This is a genomic window from Agrobacterium sp. S7/73 (assembly GCF_019355535.1).
In the GTDB taxonomy this organism is placed as follows: domain Bacteria; phylum Pseudomonadota; class Alphaproteobacteria; order Rhizobiales; family Rhizobiaceae; genus Agrobacterium; species Agrobacterium tumefaciens.
Map to the genome: position 1 here is coordinate 562,663 of NZ_CP072137.1, position 20,134 is coordinate 582,796.

Annotated in this window: 17 protein-coding genes and 1 riboswitch; of the genes, 2 read left to right on the forward strand and 15 right to left on the reverse strand. The window is 58.7% G+C overall.

Going from position 1 to position 20,134, the window contains the following annotated elements:
- Positions 1-23 precede the first annotated feature (23 nt).
- The 10 genes from J5276_RS17500 to J5276_RS17545 form a co-directional block, all read right to left on the reverse strand.
- On the reverse strand, positions 24-1,337 hold the full coding sequence (locus tag J5276_RS17500; protein ID WP_065704215.1) for an HlyD family type I secretion periplasmic adaptor subunit: 1,314 nt from the start codon (positions 1,335-1,337) through the stop codon (positions 24-26).
- Positions 1,324-3,171 carry a type I secretion system permease/ATPase gene (locus tag J5276_RS17505; protein WP_065704218.1) on the reverse strand — a complete coding sequence of 616 codons (1,848 nt, stop codon included), beginning with the start codon at positions 3,169-3,171 and terminating at the stop codon, positions 1,324-1,326. The genes J5276_RS17500 and J5276_RS17505 overlap by 14 nt, the downstream gene beginning before the upstream one ends.
- A gap of 14 nt (positions 3,172-3,185) precedes the next feature.
- Complete coding sequence (locus J5276_RS17510; protein WP_013761630.1) at positions 3,186-3,941, reverse strand: hypothetical protein; 756 nt, start codon at positions 3,939-3,941, stop codon at positions 3,186-3,188.
- A gap of 105 nt (positions 3,942-4,046) precedes the next feature.
- The gene (locus tag J5276_RS17515) at positions 4,047-6,881 is read right to left on the reverse strand and encodes a TonB-dependent receptor (RefSeq protein ID WP_174012026.1); all 2,835 of its coding nucleotides are present in this window, start codon (positions 6,879-6,881) and stop codon (positions 4,047-4,049) included.
- Positions 6,882-7,029: 148 nt separating this feature from the next.
- On the reverse strand, positions 7,030-8,025 hold the full coding sequence (locus J5276_RS17520; RefSeq protein ID WP_065704222.1) for a FecR family protein: 996 nt from the start codon (positions 8,023-8,025) through the stop codon (positions 7,030-7,032).
- A 111-nt stretch (positions 8,026-8,136) separates the two neighbouring features.
- Positions 8,137-8,637: an RNA polymerase sigma factor gene (locus J5276_RS17525; RefSeq protein ID WP_013761633.1), complete on the reverse strand. Its 501-nt coding sequence runs from the start codon at positions 8,635-8,637 to the stop codon at positions 8,137-8,139.
- A gap of 209 nt (positions 8,638-8,846) precedes the next feature.
- Entirely contained in the window at positions 8,847-9,599 is a 753-nt protein-coding gene (locus tag J5276_RS17530) for an ABC transporter ATP-binding protein (RefSeq protein WP_003511038.1), read from the reverse strand.
- Positions 9,593-10,660: an iron ABC transporter permease gene (locus tag J5276_RS17535; protein WP_019564724.1), complete on the reverse strand. Its 1,068-nt coding sequence runs from the start codon at positions 10,658-10,660 to the stop codon at positions 9,593-9,595. The genes J5276_RS17530 and J5276_RS17535 overlap by 7 nt, the downstream gene beginning before the upstream one ends.
- Positions 10,657-11,796 (reverse strand): ABC transporter substrate-binding protein, encoded by a 1,140-nt coding sequence (locus tag J5276_RS17540; protein ID WP_065704520.1) that lies wholly within the window; start codon positions 11,794-11,796, stop codon positions 10,657-10,659. Before J5276_RS17540 ends, J5276_RS17535 begins: the two co-directional genes overlap by 4 nt.
- A 94-nt stretch (positions 11,797-11,890) precedes the next feature.
- Entirely contained in the window at positions 11,891-13,024 is a 1,134-nt protein-coding gene (locus J5276_RS17545) for an ABC transporter substrate-binding protein (protein ID WP_003511043.1), read from the reverse strand.
- A 113-nt stretch (positions 13,025-13,137) separates the two neighbouring features.
- On the opposite strand from J5276_RS17545, the gene J5276_RS17550 reads away from it, so the two are divergent.
- A complete protein-coding gene (locus tag J5276_RS17550; RefSeq protein ID WP_003511045.1) occupies positions 13,138-13,962 on the forward strand; it encodes a class I SAM-dependent methyltransferase in 825 nt (274 codons plus the stop codon).
- 173 nt (positions 13,963-14,135) lie between these two features.
- Here J5276_RS17550 and J5276_RS17555 read toward each other — a convergent pair whose 3' ends face one another.
- From J5276_RS17555 to J5276_RS17575, 5 genes are all read right to left on the reverse strand, one after another.
- Positions 14,136-14,618 (reverse strand): pseudoazurin, encoded by a 483-nt coding sequence (locus J5276_RS17555; protein WP_065704224.1) that lies wholly within the window; start codon positions 14,616-14,618, stop codon positions 14,136-14,138.
- Complete coding sequence (locus J5276_RS17560) at positions 14,615-15,415, reverse strand: ABC transporter ATP-binding protein (protein WP_035199503.1); 801 nt, start codon at positions 15,413-15,415, stop codon at positions 14,615-14,617. Before J5276_RS17560 ends, J5276_RS17555 begins: the two co-directional genes overlap by 4 nt.
- Positions 15,412-16,440 carry an iron ABC transporter permease gene (locus J5276_RS17565; protein WP_003511052.1) on the reverse strand — a complete coding sequence of 343 codons (1,029 nt, stop codon included), beginning with the start codon at positions 16,438-16,440 and terminating at the stop codon, positions 15,412-15,414. Before J5276_RS17565 ends, J5276_RS17560 begins: the two co-directional genes overlap by 4 nt.
- Complete coding sequence (locus J5276_RS17570) at positions 16,437-17,468, reverse strand: ABC transporter substrate-binding protein (protein ID WP_019564729.1); 1,032 nt, start codon at positions 17,466-17,468, stop codon at positions 16,437-16,439. The genes J5276_RS17565 and J5276_RS17570 overlap by 4 nt, the downstream gene beginning before the upstream one ends.
- A 164-nt stretch (positions 17,469-17,632) precedes the next feature.
- Positions 17,633-17,869: riboswitch (cobalamin riboswitch) on the reverse strand.
- 39 nt (positions 17,870-17,908) lie between these two features.
- Positions 17,909-18,787, reverse strand: coding sequence for a GNAT family N-acetyltransferase (locus tag J5276_RS17575; protein ID WP_065704227.1), 879 nt, complete (start codon positions 18,785-18,787; stop codon positions 17,909-17,911).
- Positions 18,788-18,998: 211 nt separating this feature from the next.
- Here J5276_RS17575 and argE point away from each other — a divergent pair, with 211 nt between their 5' ends.
- Positions 18,999-20,123: an acetylornithine deacetylase gene (gene argE / locus J5276_RS17580; RefSeq protein WP_065704229.1), complete on the forward strand. Its 1,125-nt coding sequence runs from the start codon at positions 18,999-19,001 to the stop codon at positions 20,121-20,123.
- The last annotated feature ends 11 nt before the right edge of the window (positions 20,124-20,134 follow it).

Sequence of the window (20,134 nt, forward strand, 5' to 3'; positions counted from 1 at the left end):
TGACTGCCAATCAGAAAAGCCCGCTATTCTTCCCGGAAGGCGCGGTTGATCTGGTCCGTCAGCGGCTTGGCGATATAGGACAGCGCTGTGCGCTCGCTGGTCTGGATGAACGCCTCGGCGGGCATGCCCGGCATCAGCGGCGCAGTGTTCAGCTTTTCCCGCTCGGCAACCGGTATGGAAATCCGCGCCAGATAATAGGAGAGGCCGGTCCTCTGATCGGTGGTGATATCGGCGGCGATGCGACTGACATGGCCTTCCAGTTCCGGCGTGACACGCTGGTTGAACGCGGTCATCCGCAGCATCGCTTTTTGCCCTACCTGCAACTGGTCTATATCCTTCGGCACGATCTGCACCTCGAGTGCCAGTTCGTCCCCATCAGGCACGATTAGCATGATCGGGTCGGCCGGCGTCACCACGCCGCCCACGGTATGCACCGCCATTTCATGCACCATGCCGGATTGCGGCGCGATGATATCGATGCGCTTCAGCTCGTCCTCCGCAGCGACCTTCCGCTCGACATGTTCACCCGTCTGCGCCTGTATCTCGCGCAGTTCCCGGCCCACTTCGGTGCGCAGTTCCTGATCGATCTGCAGAATCTGCAGTTTCGTTTCGGTGATCCTGCCCGCCGTCTGCGCCTGATAGGCGATTTTTTCGCCACGTTCACCGCCAAATGTCGCGGCCTGGGTCTGCAGGCTGTTCAGCCGCTGCACGGACACGATGCCCTGCTCCCGCAAGGATTTCTGCGAGGTTATCTCAGCCTGCAAAACCGCAAGCCCGTTGTCGTAGGCGATTTCCTGTGCCCTCAACCCTTCGATTTCATGTTCGAACTGGGTGATACGCTCCACAAGCTGCGCTTTGCGCCCCTCACGGTAGGATTTGCGGAATTCGAACAGCCTGGTTTCGCTGCGCATGGCGGAAGCGACATCGGGATCGTCCTTGCGCGCCACCAGAGCCTGTGGAAAAACGAGTTCCGGCAGATCGTCCCGTTCGGCCTCCAGCCTTGCCATGCGCGCGCTCAGCTCATCCAGCCGCTTGGTCACTATGGCGAGATTAGCGCGGGTCTGGGTGGCGTCGAGACGCATGACGACGTCGCCGGCCTTTACCCTGCCACCTTCGCTCACCAGAATTTCACCGACGACACCACCCTTGGGGTGCTGTACCTTCTTGATATAGGAATCGACCACAAGATGACCGGACGCGACGACCGCGCCAGCAAGATTTGTCGTCGCTGCCCATCCGCCGACGCCGGCCAGCAGTGCTACACTTGCGGCAAGACCGGCAAGAAGATGTTTGCGGATGGAGCGGGACACCTGCGTGCGCTGGTCAATTTTTGACATCCGTATCTCCTTCCTGCCTGTTCTCTTCGCCACTCTCTTGCAGCGCCACCGTCTTAGGTTGGGTATTCGCGACGACACGCAATGGTGAAACCGTGTGCGCGGATGCAGTGAAACCTTTCGCCGCTTGAGCATTCGGAGTGCGCAGCACTTTCGAGAGAACCTCGTCGCGCGGACCGAAGGCCTTCATCCGCCCCTCCTCCATCATCAGAATGAAATCAACGGCACCGATCGCGCTGGGCCGATGCGCAACGACGATGGCGATACCGTTGCGCGCCTTGACCGACGCGATCGCCCTGACGACGGCGGCCTCGCCCTCCGCATCGAGATTGGCATTCGGCTCGTCCAGCACGACGATGAAGGGATCGCCATAAAGCGCACGCGCGAGACCGATACGCTGGCGTTGTCCTGCCGAAAGCGCCGAACCGGCCTCACCTATATCGCCGTCATAACCCTTTTCGAAGCGCAGGATCAGTTCGTGCGCACCGGCGGCTTTCGCAGCGGCAATGATTGCGTCGGGATCGGGATTGTCCTCGAAACGGGAAATGTTTTCGCCGATCGTGCCGTCGAAAAGCTCCACGCCCTGCGGCAGATAACCGATATGGCGGCCGAGGGCTTCGCGATCCCATTGATCGAAGCTCGCACCATCAAGCCGCACCTTGCCGGCGGCGGGCATCCAGGCTCCGGTGAGAATGCGCGAAAGGGTGGATTTTCCCGAGCCGGACGGGCCGATGACACCGAGCGCATTCCCGGCGGTCATGACGAAACCAAGGCCCGCGACGGTCGGTTTTCTCTCTCCCGGCGGAATGATGGTGACGTTTTCGACTTTCAATTCTCTCTCAGGCTTCGGCAGTGCCATTGCGGTCGCCGTTACCGGCATCTGCGCAAAAAGCTCCCTCAGCCGTGCCCAGCTCTGGCGAGCGGCAACAAAGGACTTCCAGTTGGATATGGCAAGATCGACGGGCGCCAAAGCCCGACCCATCATGATCGAACTGGCGATCATCACGCCGCCTGACGCCTCCTGCTGAATGACCAGCCATGCGCCGACCGCCAAAATGGCCGATTGCAGCACGATCCGCAGGGATTTTGCGATATTGCCGAGGCCGCCGGCCACATCGCCCGCCTTGCGGTTGGCGGCGAGGTAAGCCTCGTTGGAGATTTGCCAGCGTTTGCCAAGCCGGCCGCCGAGCCCCATGGCCTGCACGACTTCGGCGTTGCGGCGCGAGGCTTCCAGCTGCCGGTTGCGCGCCATGTTTTCGACCATGGTGTCGCGGATCGGCTTCTGCGAGAACATATTGGTTAAGATGGTGAGGGATATAAGCAGAACGGCACCGGCAAGAGCCGTCACGCCGATCCAGAAATGGAACAGAAAACATATGCCAAGGTAGAGCGGCATCCAAGGCAGATCGAAAAAGGCGGTGGGCCCCGTGCCGGACAGAAAACCGCGCACGTTGTCGAGATCGCGCAGCGGCTGCAGGCCGTCCCCCGGCATACGGTTGACGAGCGGCAGGCGCACCACCGCATCATGCACCTTGCCGGAATAGCGCATGTCGAAGTCCTCGCCGATACGGATCAGGACCCGGGCGCGGATGATGTCGAGCAGGCACTGGAAGCCATAGAGGCCGAGCGCAAGAATGGCGATGCCGACAAGTGTCGGCAAACTGCCGCTGGCCAGCACCCGGTCGTAAACCTGAAGCATGAACAGGGGCGACGTCAGCGCCAGGATGTTGACCACACCGCTGACGAGCGCCACACCGAAAAACGTGCTTTTAAGGGGCGAAACAACCGCCGCAGTGAGGGACTGCGGCGGTGTCTGCTGGTGGTTTTGAAAGCCCACAGCCTGATTTTCCTTTAAGCGGCGAGCGCCGATGCGCTGGCGAAAATGAAGTCCGATGCGTCGAGTACGCTGGAATCTACACCAACGAGAGTGATGCTGTCGCCGCCAAAGATGTTTTCAATAACTGCGTCTCCGTTTGCATTGCTGCCTACAATGACGTCATCGATGCTTCCGGCGCCCCAAGCGGAAATATCCAGTTTGTCGGTGCCGTCCTGATAACCGTATGTTCCGGTCGGGCCAGCCTGTACAACATCACTGCCGCCAGAGAAAACGAACGTATCATTACCAGCAAAACCCGTAAGGGTGTTAGAGGAAGCAGTGTCTTCGATCACAGTGCCGGTAGCCGCGAAGTAGTCATAGAAGCCAGCCAGCGAGCCAAAACGGGCAAGCTGGTAAACGGCGAGATCGAGAAGATCGCGCGCGCCTGCGAGCGAGTAGGAGCCGTCGGGATCGATCAGCAGTTCCTGCTGGCTGACGGCGATGCCGCTGGTGGACTGGCTGTAGCCGGTGCCGAGAACGATGCTGTCGACCGAACCTGTCAGGTTGCCCTGGGAGTATTGCAGGGCACCGCTCATGACAATGCCCTTGCCACCGTTGCTGCCATCGCCCCACGCCTCATAGGTCGTGTTCGGATCGATAGTGGTGGTGGCGAGAGAGCTGGTCTGAGCGTCGTAGAACGCACCATAGGTCGAACCGAAACCGCTCGTCCAACCGTTGAGGTAACCGATCAAGTCGGAGGAAGACTGTGTCAGTTGAATTGTGGTAGCCATAGGTGTACTCCTTTGCTGGCCAATAGGGATACCTTTGTCATGTGACGAAGGCGTTTCATCTCCGGGATGGGCTGCAACCCCAGCCCGGAGAATTTCTTCCGCGCATCAGAACTTCACGTTCATCGTCGCGACAAAAGTGCGGCCCGGCGCGGTATAGGCACTGGCTGCCGGGATGTATTTGCGGTCGGTCAGGTTGTTGACCGCGAAACGAAGCGTCGCCTTTTCGTTGAAGGTATAGGAGCCGTATAGGTCCACCGTCGTGTAGGGATCGGTTACCTCCCGCAGATTACCCTCCGTATCGAGCGTCCGCGATTGTGTCGGCGTGACATGGTTGAGCCGCGCACCCAGAGAGAATTTTTCGTCGAAGAAACGCATGCCGCCATCGAGCGTCAGCTTCACCTTGGGCGCAACATCGCCCGGCCATGCGACAATCTCGCCGCTTGTCGTGGTGGTGCCGTTGGAAAATACCTGCGTGTTGTCCGGCCAGTCGGTCTTCAGCAGCGTCGCTGAGCCACCAAGCCAGAAGCTTCGCGCATCGTAATTGCCCTCGAATTCAAGGCCGCGCATATAGGTCGTGCCGTCGAGATTGACGAAGCTGGTATAGGTCCGATCCGCCACCTGATCCGTAACGAGATAACCGAGAGCGATATAATCCTTAACCTCACGGCGAAAGGCGGCCATTTTGATGCGGACGGAATCGTTGTCCAGCAGCACGCCGTCAAAGCTCATATTCGCGCCGATTTCGTAGGTCGTCGCTTTTTCCGCGCGCAGGGACTGGTTCGGGGCGTATTCGTAGCCGGCCGAATCTCCAGGGCGTGCGCCGGCAAAAAAAGCCTCGAGAATTGTCGGCGGTCGCAGGCTCTGGGAATAGCTCGCATAAGGCCGGAACCAGTCAACGGGTTTCAGTTCTATCGTAGCGGACGGCAGCCAGGCACTGTAGGTACGGTCTATTTCCACGTCGTAAGAGGGATACTCCGTCGAATAAATCGTATCAAAATACGTAGTTCCAGCATCCCGCCATTGGCCGTTGATGATTTCACCCCTGGTTGCAGGCCAGACGTTGTTCAGAGTGTTGCAGGAACCTGTCCTCTGTGTCGCAGTGAAAGTGCGACCACCAAATACACCCGTAGTGCAGATCGCGTAGACACGATCGTAAGTCGGCCGCGAGTATTGCGATACATAGGTGAGATAATTGTCTATCGCGCCTACAACACGGTTTGAACCCGTCGCAACCGTTACCTGATTGTAGTAAGTCGCCAATCCCTTCAGACGTGACCAGTCATAACGCACGCCGCCACTCAGCTTGATCCAATCGGCGGGCTCTAATTCGCCATTTACAAACAGACTGGCAACATCACGCCGTCCGGCAGGACTGAAAGCCGTATAGCTACTCGCGAACGAGGGGTTCTCGCTAATTGCGGAACTGGTGGCAATCGACGATGCAATATCCCGAAATGCTTCCCCACCATAATTCAAACTTAACGCACCCGCTTTTGTATCGAAGCGACTGGTGTTTTCGACACTGACGCCAAAACTGCGTAAGCCCATGTCAAGATTCGTCTCAGCGGCATACCCAATACGCTCTGCACGCAGTTCGTGCGTCATATTGTCGTTCAGCCACAACGAAGATTTGAAATCGATGAGTTCGCTTTCGGGGTCCCAGTCCAGCTTCGCGACGACGCTGTCGTTGCGTACACTTTCCCTGTCGACCACGGTGGACGCACCCTGAACAAAATCATTCTGCTGATGCATCCATGACAACGAAGTCTGCACATCCCCGAAGTCACCTTCGCCCTTGAAAAAGGTCGACCAACCGTCCCTGCCGAGCAGGTCCTTCATCGTCAAAGCGGTGCTTCGTGCCTCGCCTCTTGTTCCGATCTTGTATTCATCCATGATCGTGCGGCTGTAACCGGCAACAAAGGAGAGAGGGCCATTCGGCTCACGAACTGCGGCCAGAACCGAACCCTGAAAATCGTAACCATTTGTGCCACGGGAGACATTCACCTCCGCCCCCTTGTTCGCACCCTCGGGGATCAGATCGGCGGCGCTGACGGTACGGAACTCGACCTTCCCGCCAAGCGAACCCGCGTTACCCGACCTCGCATTGGTTATTTTCTCGATCTCGACAGCACGGATAAAGGCAACATCGACGTAACCCTGCCCGGCGCTCGCGGTGTAACTCGTGGCCCCGCCGAAAGCTGCGCCACGCTGCGCATTCTGCCGCGCACCATCGATGGAGACGACCACGCGGCCGCTTTCCTGCAAGCCACGTATATTGGGCGAAACGGTCGGGAAGCTGCCGTTGCCCTCACCGGCGTAGACGCCGGAGACGCGGTTGAAGACATCGCGCGTGTTACGCACGCCGGCGGACTGGATCGCCTCGCGGCTGACGACGCTGACACTGGCGGGTGTTTCATAAACCCAGTCGGGCGTTCCCTGATAACCGGTGCCGGCAATGGAATTGCGTCCGGTTTTTCCGGTCACTGTAATTTCTTCCAGAACGGTGGTGCCTTCCGCCTCGGAAAGATCGGCAGCGGCCTGGCCCGAGCCGATGACGACGGTTCTGCCACTTCCGGTAAACCGGAAATTCACGCCCGTGCCGGCCAGAAGCCGGGACAGCGCATCCCGCACCGTAAAACTGCCGGTAACGGCATTGGTGCGCACATTGCCGGCGGACGGCGTGGCAAGCGTAACCTGCAGACCGGATTGCCGCCCGAAAACGCCGACAACGGAGGACAGCGGCTGGGCGGGAATATTAAAAGGCCGCGTTGCACCCTGCTCGCCACCGGAGCGCTGACCATTGGCGGCATTCGGTCCGCTCTGCGCAAAAGCCGGTACCGACATTGAAACGACCACCGCCGTTGTCGCCAAAAGCACGGTCATACGTGCCGGCTTTGCCGCGTTTTTCCCTGAACCGTTCATACGTATCTGGAGGCGCATACTGCTTTTGTCTTCCTGTCTTCGCTCCGGCTATATCTTGACCGGATTACTCAACAAAAAGACGATTGCCTCGGCGGTTTTTTTCAGGGTTTCGGAGAATTTTTTATAAACGACTGAAAATAAATACGATTTTTTGTTTTATGGCGCTTCAGAAACGGGTGATGATGCGGGCAGTATTGGCAATTGCATGAACCTTGCCCTTATAGGGTTCCACCAATGCTTCCAGCGCACGGTCCGGATCGCGAAGATTGTAGAAGCCAGTCACACGCTGCTCTGCAAGCGTCTTGTCCGCCATCGTCAGCCATGCGGGATGATACCGCTGGATTTGCTCGACGACAGAACCGATCGTCGCATCCACAACGTAAAGCTCGCCGTTGCGCCAGCCACCAATATCCTCGACGGGAACGGTCTCTTTCCGGATTGTACCGGAGGCGTCGACAACCAGCATCTCACCCGGCACCAGCCGCGTTGGTGGCGCGTTGCGGAAGGAAGCTTCCACGGAACCATGCGCAAGAGCGACTTGCGTCACGCCATCCGTCATGTCGACATCGAAAGCCGTGCCGAGCACTTGGACGGTCAGGTTTTTCGCCTCCACGACAAAGGGACGGTCGCTATCCGGCACGACATCAAAAAAAGCTTCGCCCTTCAGCACCTTCACATTACGGCGGCCATTGGCAAAATCAGTGGTAAGCGCACTTGCCGCGGCAAGCTGCACCCTGCTGCCGTCTTCAAGGGTTATGGTGCGGCTCTCTGCGGTACTGGTCTGATATTCGGCCTTGATATGGACGAAAAGCGTGGGAACGAACAGTACCGCAAGACAGAGAGACACTGCTGCCACCGCCATGCCGGCATAATGCCGCAAGGACCAGCGCCGTCGCGATGCCTGTTTTCCGGCAACGTCAGGCAGGTGCGGCGCGTCTTCCCAGAGGCTTTTTAAACCCGGCTCGACCAGACCGAGATTGCGCCAAGTCTTGCATGTCCGCTCCCAGGCCAGACGATTTGCCGGCGAAGCAGCCAACCATTGATCAAATTCCGCCTTCAGCCTCGGTTCCGCCGAACCCGTCTGCAGGCGTATCAGCCAGTCGGCAGCCTCCTCCGCCTTCCCGGTCGGCAATGTTATTTTTTTATCGGGATCAATTGTCATTGAGCCGGTCAGTTCCTTTGACTGGGCGGAGGAGATGCCTCGTCTTCCGTGTTGCTATAAAGACGTTTGAGGGAGAACTTTTTTTCACAAGATGAAACAATAAAGGCTATTTTACTGCATTTCTTTGGTAATGGCGGCAATACTACTCTTAATCAGACGGTGGGCGCTAGCCACGGATACGCCGAGGTGACGGGCGATCTCTTCCATATTGTAACCGCCAAATCTATGCATTTCCAATGCCACACGCGCCTGGACCGGCAGAGAGGCCAAAATAATCTGCATCTGTCGGACCTCGTCGCAGAACAGGGCGTGCTCTTCTGGTGTGCCGTGACCCTGCGGTATGCCCCAGAACGGGGTATCGTCGGGACGCTCCCGCAGGTCCTGCCGGTTGCGGCGGCGATTATCGAGGGCGAGGTTGCGGACGATGCGGAAAAGATAGGATTTGAGGTTGGAGGGATTGCCGGAACCTTCGGGAACGAATTTCAGGAATGCCTCCTGAACCACGTCCTCCGCGTCCGCCCGCGACCCTAAAATAAGCGTGGCGTATTTGATCAGGTCAACCCTGTGCGCGACGTAAGCGTTATAACGCTTGTCATCTTCCCGTATGCCCATGTCTCAACCGAGAGAAATTTCAAGGATAAACGAAACTGCAAGCCCCCAAACGACAAAGCAGTTTTCCCGTCTAAACCTCTAGCACCCAAACTCTCGACCGAACAGCTATTTCATGACTATTATTATCAAGAATTTGTGCGGTCGCGGGTCCTGCAACAGCCAGAGACTCGCAGACCCGGCGGCAGGCGCGGCCGGGCCCTGTGATAGCGTCAGATAGCGCCGTCGACTATAACCATCGGCCTGCCCTGCGAACAGGGTTCGATACGCGCATCGATGCGGTAGATATCGCGCAGCATGGCCGGAGTTATCACCGTCTCGGTGCTGCCGCTCACCACCATTTCGCCGCGCGCGATCACCATCGTATTCTCGCAATAACGAAGCGCATGATTGAGGTCGTGCAGGGCGATCAGCACGATCATGCCAGTCTTCTGGGCAAGGTCGGTCACAAACCCCAGAACCTCGACCTGCCGGTGGAGGTCGAGAGCAGATGTCGGCTCGTCCATCAACAGTACCTCCGGCTTGCGGGCCAGCGCCTGCGCCAGGGACACAAGCTGCCGCTGACCGCCAGACAATTCGCCGAGCCCCCGGAAGGCGAGATCGTGGATTTTCAGCGCCTTGAGAATGGCGTCGATCTCAAACAGCTCATCGTCGTGAACACGCCACCCGCCGCCCTGCTTGGCGGACAGAAGCACGGATTCGTAAACCGTCAGCACGGCGTTGGCGCCGGTGTCCTGCGGCATGTAGCAGATGGCCCGGTTGCCGCGTGCCGTATCTGACAACTCGACAAGCCCGGGACCGGAGATCAGGCTGGCGATGCGCTTGAAAAGCGTGGACTTGCCGGCAGCGTTCGGGCCAATAACCGCCGTGACACTGCCGCTTTCCAGCGTATCGATGCCGACCTTGGAGAGAACAGTCGTGCGGCCGTAGGCAGCGCCGACATCCTTCAATGCGAGCGCTACCATGCGCGTCTCCTGTTGCCGAAAATGAGCGCGAAAAAGAACGGTACGCCAACCAGCGCCGTGATGACGCCGATTGGCAGAATTGCGCCGGGAATGAGGATTTTGCTGATAACAGAGGTCGCCGACAGCAGCAGCGCCCCGCAGATCACCGAGCCCGGCAGGAAGAACCGCTGATCTTCGCCCACCACCATGCGGGCTATGTGCGGGCCGACAAGCCCGACGAAACCGATGGTACCAACGAAAGAAACCGGAATCGCGGCCAGAAGGCTGACCGTCAGCATGGTCTGCAGCCGCAGCCGACGCACATTGATGCCCATGCTGGCTGCCTTGTCGTCACCCAGCCGAAGCGCCGTCAGCGCCCATGCGTTGCGCATGAACATCGGCACCGTAACGAGAAGAATACCACCGGTGATATAGACCTTTTCCCACGTGGCCTTGGTAAGGCTGCCCATGGTCCAGAAAACGACGGCGGCGAGCGCCTGTTCGGAAGCCAGATATTCAAGCAGCGACAATGCGGCATTGAAGGTGAACACCAGCGCGATGCCGAGAAGGACGATAGTCTCCACGGTTACGCCGCGCATCGTCGAGGCAAAATGAATGAACAGGGCGGCAATCATCGCCATGATGAAGGCGTTGATCGGCACCATGTACTGGACGGCACCGGGAAAGATCGCAACGCCGCCAACAAGGGCCAGCGCGGCGCCGAAACTGGCAGCGGCCGAAATGCCGAGCGTAAACGGACTGGCGAGAGGATTGGACAGGATGGTCTGCATCTGTGCGCCCGCAACCGAAAGCGACGCGCCGACGGTGACCGCCATCAGCGCAATCGGCATGCGGATATCCCATATCACCACCCGAAGCTGGTTTGCAGCAGCAGCCGGATCGGCAATCGTCGCCAGAACTTCTGATATCGTGTAGCGCGCCGGACCAAGTGCCATGTCGGCAGCCATACTGAAACAAAGGGCGATGAAAAGCCCGAAGAGAATAACGATCCTTCGTGCGGCAAGGGCGCGATATTGATCGCGCCCACTCACGCCAACGGCGATTTCATTCAACGAACTCATTCATTCGAACCTTTTTCGAGGGATGCGAAGTAGCCCGGCTTGTAGGTGACGGGCAGGAATTTCCGGTGAAATTCCTCAAAATTCTTCTCGGGATTGAGATCGGCGAAGAGCTCGGGATGGAACCATTTGGCGAATTGCTGAATCGGAAAGAACTCGTAGGGCGCGCCGTAGAACTGGTGCCAGACGGCATGGACATTACCTTGTTTGACAGCCTTCAGTTCCGGAAACGGCGTGCGCTTCATCAGGTTTGCCAGTCTTTTCCGGGAAAGAGCCATGTCGGCTCCGCGTCCAACGGGAACGAACTGGTTGATATCGGATTCAGCTGCCCAGTTTGAGCCGGTTACGATGACATGATCCGGATCGGCAACGACGAGCTGCTCGGGATTGAGATCGCCGAACGTCGTCTTGATGATGCCGTCGGCAATATTATGGCCGCCAGCGAGATCGACCATCGCGCCGAAATTGACCGGGCCGAAGGTGCGGCAGCAATTGTCCTCACCGGAAATGCCGGGCGCGCGCTCGATGAAGACGCCGGGACGCTTCAGGTCCTTGACGCTGGCTAGCCGGTCGGTCACGCGGGCGATTTCTGCACGGCGATAGGCGATGAATTCCTTTGCACGCTCTTGCGCGCCAAACATTTTCCCGAGAATTTCAATCGAGGCTTCGCTGTTCTTTTCGGGATCGATACGAAAATCGAGATAGACGATCTTGATTCCGGCGGCGGCGGCCTTCTCTTCGAAACCACTTTCCTTGGCGGATTTTTCCGCTTCCAGATTGAGGGTGATCACGTCAGGCGAAAGGGTAATGGCCGTTTCCAGACTGAAATCGCCCTGCGGCACATAACCGAAGCGCGGCAGTTTTTCGATCTGCGGAAAGCGCTCGACATAGGCGGCGTAGCTGTCAGGGTCCTTCTTGAGGAGATCGTCACGCCAGCCGACAATGGTGTCGAAGGTCTGGTCGCCCTTGAGCGCCGCGATGACGTGGATCTGGCGCGCCTCACCGACGATGACACGTTTGACCGGCAGGTCCAGCTCGACCTTGCGTCCGGTGACATCGGTGATTTCTCCGGCATAAGCCGGCAAAGCGAGAAAAGACAAAGCCAGCACCGCAAGATGCCTGAGAGCGTTAAGCCGCATGAGAAATCCTCTTATTTCCAAAAGAAAATGATGAAGCCGCATGGCTGCGGCTTCATCCATCGATCGGACGGCGCTCCCCTTCACCGTCCCTGTCTTATTTCGTGTCCTTCAGCGACACAAAGTAACCGGGCTTGTAGTCGAGAGGCAGGAAGCGGGCATGCAGCTCCTTGAAGGTCGCCTCGGGGTCGAGATCCTTAAAGAGGTCCGGGTGCAGCCACTTGGCGATTTCCTGAATGGCCACGAACTGATACGGGTTGTTGTAGAACTGGTGCCAGATAGCGTGGACATTGCCGTTCTTGACCGCCTGTACCCCGGTGAAAGCCGGGCGCTTGGTCAGGTTTTCAAGCTTGCGGTGGGCTTCCTTCATATCCGCGCCATAACCGACACCGACCCAGTTGCCGCCGGGAACATAACCGTTCCAGTTGCCACCCGTGATGATGATCTGTTCCGGATTGGAGGCGATGATCTGTTCCGGATTGACGTTGCCGAACGTGCCGGGAATGATGTCCTTGGCCATGTTGATGCCGCCGGCGAGTTCGACCATCTTGCCGAAATTCTCGTTGCCGAAGGACATGCAGCAATCGTCGGAATAACCGCCGGCGCGTTCGACGAACACGACGGGCTTCTTCGGATTGGCCTTTTCGAGCGTATCGGTGACCTTGGCGATGGAGTCCGCGCGGAACTTGATGAAGTCCTCGGCGATCTTTTCCTTGCCGGTCAGCTGGCCCATCAGACGCATGCTCGGCTCGGTGTTTTCCATCGGCTTTTCGCGGAAGTCGACGTAAACAAGCGGGATGCCGACCTTTTCGAGCTTCTCGATGTAACCGGCCTCCTGCGTCGCGGTCTTCGCGTCGATGTTCATCAGGATCACGTCTGGCTTCAGCGAAATGGCCTGCTCGATGTCGAAGGTGCCGTCTTTCATGCCGCCAAAGGTCGGCAGCTTGGCAATATCAGGGTACTTGGCAAGATAGGCCGCATAGGTTTCCGGGTCGGCTTTCGCCAGGTCGTCGCGCCAGCCGACAACGTGCTGGAAAGGGTTTTCCTTGTCGAGCGCCGCCAGGAAATAGATCTGACGGCCTTCGCCGAGGATCACATGCGAAACGGGCACATTGACTTCCACGTCGCGGCCGGTCACATCCTTGACGGTGACCTTTTCGGCCAATGCAGGCCACGCTGCGGATACGAGAAGGCCAAGGGCAAGTGCCGCGGATTTGGCTGAGATGCGCATCGGATATTGCTCTCCAGTGTTGACTGGCGCGGCTGTATTATTTTCTGACTATACTAGTCAAGTTTTATGTTTTAGAGCCATTCTTAACTGACCGGTATGTGAGCTGAAGACCGATGATCGACACTATCCACTATGGCAAAAACGACAGTCTGAGAGACGAAATCAAAACCTATTGGTCCGGCCGCGCCGCGACTTTCGACCTTTCCCCGGGTCATGAGATTTTCTCCGAAGAAGAGCGCGAGGCCTGGCACGCGCTGGTTTTGAAGCATCTGGGCCAGGGAGAAGGCCGCAAGGCGCTGGATCTGGCCAGCGGCACCGGCGTTATCTCGCACCTGATGGACGATCTCGGTTTTCAGGTCACCGGCATGGATTGGTCGGAAACCATGCTGGAGCTTGCAAGGGCGAAGGCGAAAACCCGCGGGCGCAATATCCGCTTTTTTGTCGGCGACGCCGAAAACACGATGGAGCCGGACGAAAGCGCCGACGTCATCATCACCCGCCATCTGGTCTGGACGCTGGTTGACCCGAAGGCAAGCTTTGCCGAATGGTTCCGTGTCTTGAAACCCGGCGGACGCCTGCTGATCGTCGATGGCGATTTCGTCAACACCGGCTGGCGCGAAAGACTGGTCAAGAAGCTGGCGGCGGGTCTGGAAAGCATCGGCCTTGTGAAGCCGGACCAGCCGCACAAGCCGGCGGATCCGGAAAACACCTTCAACAGCATTCTATCGCGGGTCTATTTTTCACAGGGTGCAAGAGCTGGTGACGTTGCAGCGCTGTTGCGTGAAACCGGCTTCGAGCCCGTTGCCATCGATCAGGAACTTCAGGCCATTCATCGTGCCCAGGCAAAAAATTTCAGTCTGCTGAAAGGCATCTTGCGGGGATTGCAGCACCGTTATGCAGTATGTGCCGTGAAGCCGCACACGTCCGACAAGGGATAGGGCGACCAAAGCCCACAAGCTGCCGCCCAGCTCACCGTCACCCCGGATGTGATCCGGGGTCCAGTGCGACCAAGTCCTTGATCGCGTAATAATAGTTTCTCACGGTGAAGACGCGCCTTGGCTGGATGCCGGATCTAGTCCGGCATGACGCATGAAAACGCGACGAAGGCACCTCATTTTTCCGCCCGCTCGAATAGCTCCTCAAAGCGCGGCTTCGCCCGGCCTGGGACCTCTACCGTCCTGTAGCTCTGCGGCAAAACCGCGTCCCCCACCTTGATCAGCATGACCATGCCCATGCCGTAATGCGGCGAGCATTTGATGCCGTAAAAGCCTGGCTTTTCGAAACCGGTCTCGAATTCGTCGTTGATCCGGCTTTTGAAACCTTCAATATCTTCGGGAACCATACCATCGATCGTCGCGGCATTATGGCTCTTGTGGCTCGGCACGAAGCGCACGCGGTCGCCGGGAGCGATCTTCAGAAAATCGGGCTCGAACACCATGGACCCCTTTTCGCCACGGTTCAGCATCTTCACCTCGAAGGTCTCGGCTCCGGCTTGAATGGAAAACCCTGTGGCCACAACCATGGCAAGTCCCGCGGAAACGCAAAGCTGTCGGGCGCAAAAGCGGAGATTTGCAAGTCTTTTCAATTTCATCATCGTGCCGTTGCTTTCCTTGCGTGATCGGCCGCACCGTGGGCCGGCAGAAAACGAATATGTGAAAATCCGCTTTCATCCGTGGTGACGACGGATTGCACCCCGAACACATCGGCGATGGTCGAAGAGGTGAGAACTTCGCGCGGTGGGCCGACAGCGATCATTTCACCGCGATGCATGATGGCGACGCGGTCGCAGAACATGGCGGCGTGATTGAGATCATGCAGCGCCGCCACAACCGTCAGTCCCTGCCTGCGCACCAGATCGAGCAGACCGATCTGGTGGCCTATATCGAGATGGTTGGTCGGTTCGTCCAGCAGCAGAATATGCGGCTCCTGCGCCAATGCGCGGGCAATGTGCAGGCGCTGGCGTTCGCCGCCGGAAAGGTGATGCCAGTTTCGCTCGGCCTTGTCCGCCATATCGACATTTCCGAGCGCCGCATCGACGATGGCGTCGTCCTTTGGCGACCATGCGGAAAGCGGGCCGAGATAGGGCGTGCGCCCCAGTTCCACGGCCTGTCGCGCGCTGATGCGCTCGGTGGTTTCGGCCTGCTGCTCCACAAAGGCCAGCCTGCGGGCAAGTTCGCGCCGCCCGAATGTGGCAAGCCGTTCCTCACCAAGCATGACATGACCCCGACGCGGCATGCGAATGCCGGCCAGCATGGAAAGCAACGTGCTTTTGCCCGAACCGTTCGGCCCGATGATACCCAGAAACTCGCCCGTGGCGACCTCCAGCGAAACACCGCGCACGATGTCGAGATTGCCGGCATGGAAATGCAGATCGTGGGCGGATAATTTCATGACCGGCCTCTCTTCTGCCCGAGAATAAAGGCGAAGGCGGGCGCGCCGACCAGCGCAGTGATCACGCCGATCGGCAGCACCTGCCCCGGAATGACGGTGCGCGAGAGAATATCTGCGATGATCATGAAAATTGCACCGGTCAGCGCCGTCACCGGCAGCAACATGCCGTGGCGAACGCCAACGAAGATGCGCGCCGCATGCGGGATGACGAGACCGACGAAGCCGATGGAACCGACCAGCGACACCATGACTGCCGTCATGACCGCCGAAACCGAGATCAGCACCGCATAGACCCGGCGCACCGGAATACCGAGCGAAGCTGCTGCCTGACCGCCGAAAGCGAAAGCATCAAGCGCGCGTGCGTACCAGAGGCACACCCCAAGACCCGCAATACTGACCGGCAAAGCCAGCCAGACATCCGGCCAGCGCACGCCCGAAAGATTGCCCAGCAGCCAGAACATGATGCCGCGCGCCTGTTCGGCATTGGCGGATTTGGTGACGATGAACGACGTCATGGCGTTGAACAGTTGCGAACCGGCGACCCCCGCCAGGATGATGGCGCTGTTGCCGTGCCCTGCCCGCACCGCCAGAAGGCTGACAAGCGAAAAAGCCACAAAAGCCCCGATCAGGGCGCCGGCCGGCATCGTCAGGAACCCCGCCCCGAAGCCCAGAAGCGCCACGGCCACGGCACCGGTTGAGGCGCCTGCTGAAATACCGAGGATATAGGGATCGGCGAGCGGGTTGCGCAGAAGTGATTGAAGCACCGCACCGGCCAGCGCCAGCGAGGCGCCACAGCACGCGGCAACAACGGCGCGGCTGAGGCGGTAACTCCAGACGATGCCCTCATCCAGCGGCTCCAGCGGATAACCCGCATGGAAGACACGATTGGCAATGGTCTTTGCCACCACGTCGAACGGAATGGCAGTCTCGCCGATGGCCGCACCGGCCATCAGCGCGACGAGCAGCAGGGCGAGTGCGGCAAAAGCCAGACCCGCCCTGCCAAGATTGACGGAAAGACCGTTCACTTGGCGAGACCGGCTGTTGAAATCGCCTCGGCCAGCGTTTCAATGCCTTCGATCGTGCGGATGGTCGGGTTCATCGCCTGCGCGTCCATTTCGAAGACATGGGCCGCCTTGACGGCGGGCATGATGCTGGCAACCGGATCGGTAGCGAGGAACTTGAGCTTGACGGCGACGTCATCGGCGGGGAAACGCCGGCGGTCCATCTTGCCGGCAACGATCACGGACGGATTGGCCTTGGCGATGGTTTCCCAGCCAACAGTCGGCCATTCCTCATCGCTTTCGATAACGTTCTTCAGCCCGAGCGCGGACATGATGTAACCCGGCGCACCATTGCGGCCCGCCACGTAGGGATCGATATCCAGCTCGGCGCTGGAAAACCAGAAGACTGCTGAAATCTTGCCATTCGCCGAAGCGATCTTGGCGCGGGCGGCTTCCTCACGCTTTTTCAGGTCGGCAACGACTTCCTCGCCGCGATCCTGCACGTTGAAAATTTTCGCAAGGTCGCGGACCTCCTGGTAGATCAGGTCCATGGTGAAAACGGACTTGCGCACGCCGTCGCCGCCGCCGGAATTGTCCTTGCCCATGCAATCGGCAGGCGAAGTATAAACGGGAATACCGAGTTCGGCGAATTGCTCCGGTGTTCCGACAACGCCTTCGGGACCGATCTGCCACTGGAACTGCGTCGTCACGAGGTCCGGCCTCTTGCCAACCACCGCCTCGAAGCTCGGATCATTGTCGGCAAGCCGCTCCACCTTGGCATTGGCGTCTTCGTAACCCTTCAGAACCGGGCCGATCCACAGCGCCGTGCCTACGACCTTGTCGGCCACGCCGAGCAGATAGAGAACCTCGGTCGTGCTCTGGCCGACCGATACTGTGCGGGCGGGCGCCTGCTTGAAGGTGATTTCGTGGCCGCAGCTATTGATCGTCAGCGGATAGGTGGTTTCGGCAGCCTGAGCGGCACCGGCGGGCAAGGCCGCTAATGCGACAGCCAGAAGACCGGCGGAAACCGGCAGGCGTTTGAAATGAAACATATGTTCTCCAGTCTAAATAAAGTGGCGTGATCCGCAGGCCGCGCGTCAAAACGCGTAGTGACAGAGCGACAACAAGTGTGGAGATGGAGAACGGGACTCTAAATACGTTTCCGCGGACGGAAAGGTCATAATAAGCTCCTCTTCCGGGCATCCCCGCCCGTAACGATGGTCAATATTATGACGGCAGGTCTCCTGGCTCACGAATATACGCCGTTCATCTGCCTTCCCGCACCTTGAAGGGTGCAGTGGCATGACGCTTTTCAGGCGTCACGAGGATGAACGGCAATCCGCTTACAGTTGCGGGGGCAGCCACGGCATTGGGCGATAGAAATCACCCGCACCATGTTCCCTATTAATCCCTTTGCCCTTCGGCTTCAGGAACCGTCGCTTTCTGACATAAGGGGCAAGCGCCGGGGCGTCAATTGCGATAGTGCTGCAGCTCAGCACAAAGACGGACCCGCCAACGCGAAAATTTTTGTAGCGCCGGAAAGCGCCGGTTGCGGCGCGTCTTTGGACATGGTGGTAAGGGTTTCAATCACGACCAGCCCGGATTGCGCAATAAAATCAATAAAGAGACTATTGTCGCTGATGGTGTCGAGACGCACCAGCTCATCATCCAGATCGGTAAAATGCCGCCTCACAAGCGCAATCGCATCCATGTCCGCACCCGCAACGACCGGACCGATAATGTGGCCCCGCCCCGCCGCACGGCGCAGCGCAAAAGCGGTAAGACGGTCCGCCTCAAACACACCGTAACCCGCATTCTGCGTCAAAAGTCGCTGCAAAACGTTCCGGCGCGAAACGCCAAAAGCCGCCCGGTCTAGTTCCACCACATCAGTCAGATGACCTGCGGATAACGGCTCTATTCGTTGTTTTCTGCCGGGCGGCGGTATCTCGAAAAGGCAATTCGCCCTTCCCCGGAACAGATATACTTTTTCCGTATCACCGGCAAAACCCAACCTTGAAAACAACCGCCGCGACGCTCCCGTCGCGTTCAATCGCAGGGAGACAGTGGGGAATTTCGCGACAAGTTTCTGCACCAGCCATGGTGCTACGCCCTGCCCCTGCAAACGGGGGGAAACAATGACCATGCCAAGCGTCGCAAACCCCTGATCATAGGGAAAGAGCATCGCGGTTGCGACAACACGGTCGATCTCATCGAGGGCGGCGAGACCCACGCCGCATTGCCGCAGAAAACACCATTCATTCGCGTGATATCGCCATCCGACGGCCATGGAGAGTGCATGCAGATGATCGGCATCCACGTCCGCGATATCCACGGTCCGCAGCTCGAAACTATCGACTTTGAGCAGGTCCATAACCAACGGCCCTCATCCCCTACGGCTCACAACCTTCATCCGGTCCCGGCCTAGCCCACGACATCCGACGGTAGCCGGTTACGCCAGCACGAATTTTCTGAAAGCACTGGAAGGTCACAACAATCTACCGAAATCATTCGCATTTCAGCAGATAAACGTCGCAGTCCATTCTAAGCTTTCGGGATGACAATCCGGTCAGCGGAGACGACCATTGAACGCAATCGAAATCCTTGAGCGTCTCGTCGGTTTCCCGTCGGTCGTTGGAACCGCCAATGGCGATATTGCCGGCTGGATCGCCGATTATCTTGAAAGCCACGGCGCGAAAGTATCGCTGCTTGCGGGACCGGAGGGCGACCGCGCCAATCTCTTCGCCACCTTCGGCCCGGCCGATCGCGCCGGCTATGTTTTGTCCGGCCATATGGATGTCGTACCCGCCAGCGAGCCGGAATGGTCTTCCGATCCCTTTATACTGCGGGCGGAAAATGATCGTCTCTACGGGCGCGGAACCACCGACATGAAGGGTTTTCTGGCCACGGTTCTCGCCGCGGCGCCTGCATTTTCGCGCATGGCGCTGAAACGTCCCGTGCATATCGCCTTTTCCTATGACGAGGAGGCGGGTTGCCGTGGCGTTCCGCATCTTCTCGCCAGATTGCCTGAACTGTGCGCCGCACCGGCCGGCGCAATTATCGGCGAACCGAGCAATATGCGGGCGGTTCGTGCACACAAGGGCAAAGCAGCAGCTCGCATTACCATCCGTGGCCGTTCCGGCCATTCATCCCGGCCTGATCAGGGGGTGAATGCCATTCATCTGATGACCGGCATCATGGCAAAGGCCGTAGAGACGGCACATGAGCTGACGAAAGGCCCCTTTGAAGCGACTTTCGAGCCACCCTACTCCTCGCTGCAGGTCGGCACGATGAAGGGCGGCCAGGCGATCAACATCATCCCCGATTTCTCGGCCATCGAGCTGGAAGCGCGGGCGATTTCCGGCATATCGCCGCTTGAACTCCTCGGGCCGGTTCGCGCAAGCGTCGAGGTTCTTGCAGCAAAGGGTGTCGATATCGAATGGACGCCTATGAGCGATTATCCGGCGCTTTCGCTTGCAGCCAATGCTCCGCTTGTTCTGCTTCTGGAGGAATTGACCGGCACCCCCTGTCTCGCCGCCGTCAGCTACGGCACGGAGGCGGGGCTGTTCCAGGCGGCGGGCATCGACGCCATCATCTGCGGACCAGGAGATATCGGCCGCGCCCACAAGCCGGACGAGTTCATAACGACGGGCGAACTTTCGGCCTGCCAGTCGATGCTGGAAACACTCGCAAGCCGCTGTGCGGCTTGAACCTTCGGGAA

What these genes read in the sequence shown, in the direction of transcription:
- J5276_RS17535 (WP_019564724.1), bottom strand. Translation starts at nt 10,660, where the DNA reads ATGAGTTCGTTGAATGAAATCGCCGTTGGCGTGAGTGGGCGCGATCAA.
- J5276_RS17500 (WP_065704215.1), bottom strand. Translation starts at nt 1,337, where the DNA reads ATGTCAAAAATTGACCAGCGCACGCAGGTGTCCCGCTCCATCCGCAAA.
- J5276_RS17545 (WP_003511043.1), bottom strand. Translation starts at nt 13,024, where the DNA reads ATGCGCATCTCAGCCAAATCCGCGGCACTTGCCCTTGGCCTTCTCGTA.
- J5276_RS17530 (WP_003511038.1), bottom strand. Translation starts at nt 9,599, where the DNA reads ATGGTAGCGCTCGCATTGAAGGATGTCGGCGCTGCCTACGGCCGCACG.
- J5276_RS17560 (WP_035199503.1), bottom strand. Translation starts at nt 15,415, where the DNA reads ATGAAATTATCCGCCCACGATCTGCATTTCCATGCCGGCAATCTCGAC.
- J5276_RS17550 (WP_003511045.1), top strand. Translation starts at nt 13,138, where the DNA reads ATGATCGACACTATCCACTATGGCAAAAACGACAGTCTGAGAGACGAA.
- J5276_RS17575 (WP_065704227.1), bottom strand. Translation starts at nt 18,787, where the DNA reads ATGGACCTGCTCAAAGTCGATAGTTTCGAGCTGCGGACCGTGGATATC.
- J5276_RS17520 (WP_065704222.1), bottom strand. Translation starts at nt 8,025, where the DNA reads ATGACAATTGATCCCGATAAAAAAATAACATTGCCGACCGGGAAGGCG.
- J5276_RS17515 (WP_174012026.1), bottom strand. Translation starts at nt 6,881, where the DNA reads ATGCGCCTCCAGATACGTATGAACGGTTCAGGGAAAAACGCGGCAAAG.
- J5276_RS17570 (WP_019564729.1), bottom strand. Translation starts at nt 17,468, where the DNA reads ATGTTTCATTTCAAACGCCTGCCGGTTTCCGCCGGTCTTCTGGCTGTC.
- J5276_RS17540 (WP_065704520.1), bottom strand. Translation starts at nt 11,796, where the DNA reads ATGCGGCTTAACGCTCTCAGGCATCTTGCGGTGCTGGCTTTGTCTTTT.
- J5276_RS17525 (WP_013761633.1), bottom strand. Translation starts at nt 8,637, where the DNA reads ATGGGCATACGGGAAGATGACAAGCGTTATAACGCTTACGTCGCGCAC.
- J5276_RS17555 (WP_065704224.1), bottom strand. Translation starts at nt 14,618, where the DNA reads ATGATGAAATTGAAAAGACTTGCAAATCTCCGCTTTTGCGCCCGACAG.
- J5276_RS17510 (WP_013761630.1), bottom strand. Translation starts at nt 3,941, where the DNA reads ATGGCTACCACAATTCAACTGACACAGTCTTCCTCCGACTTGATCGGT.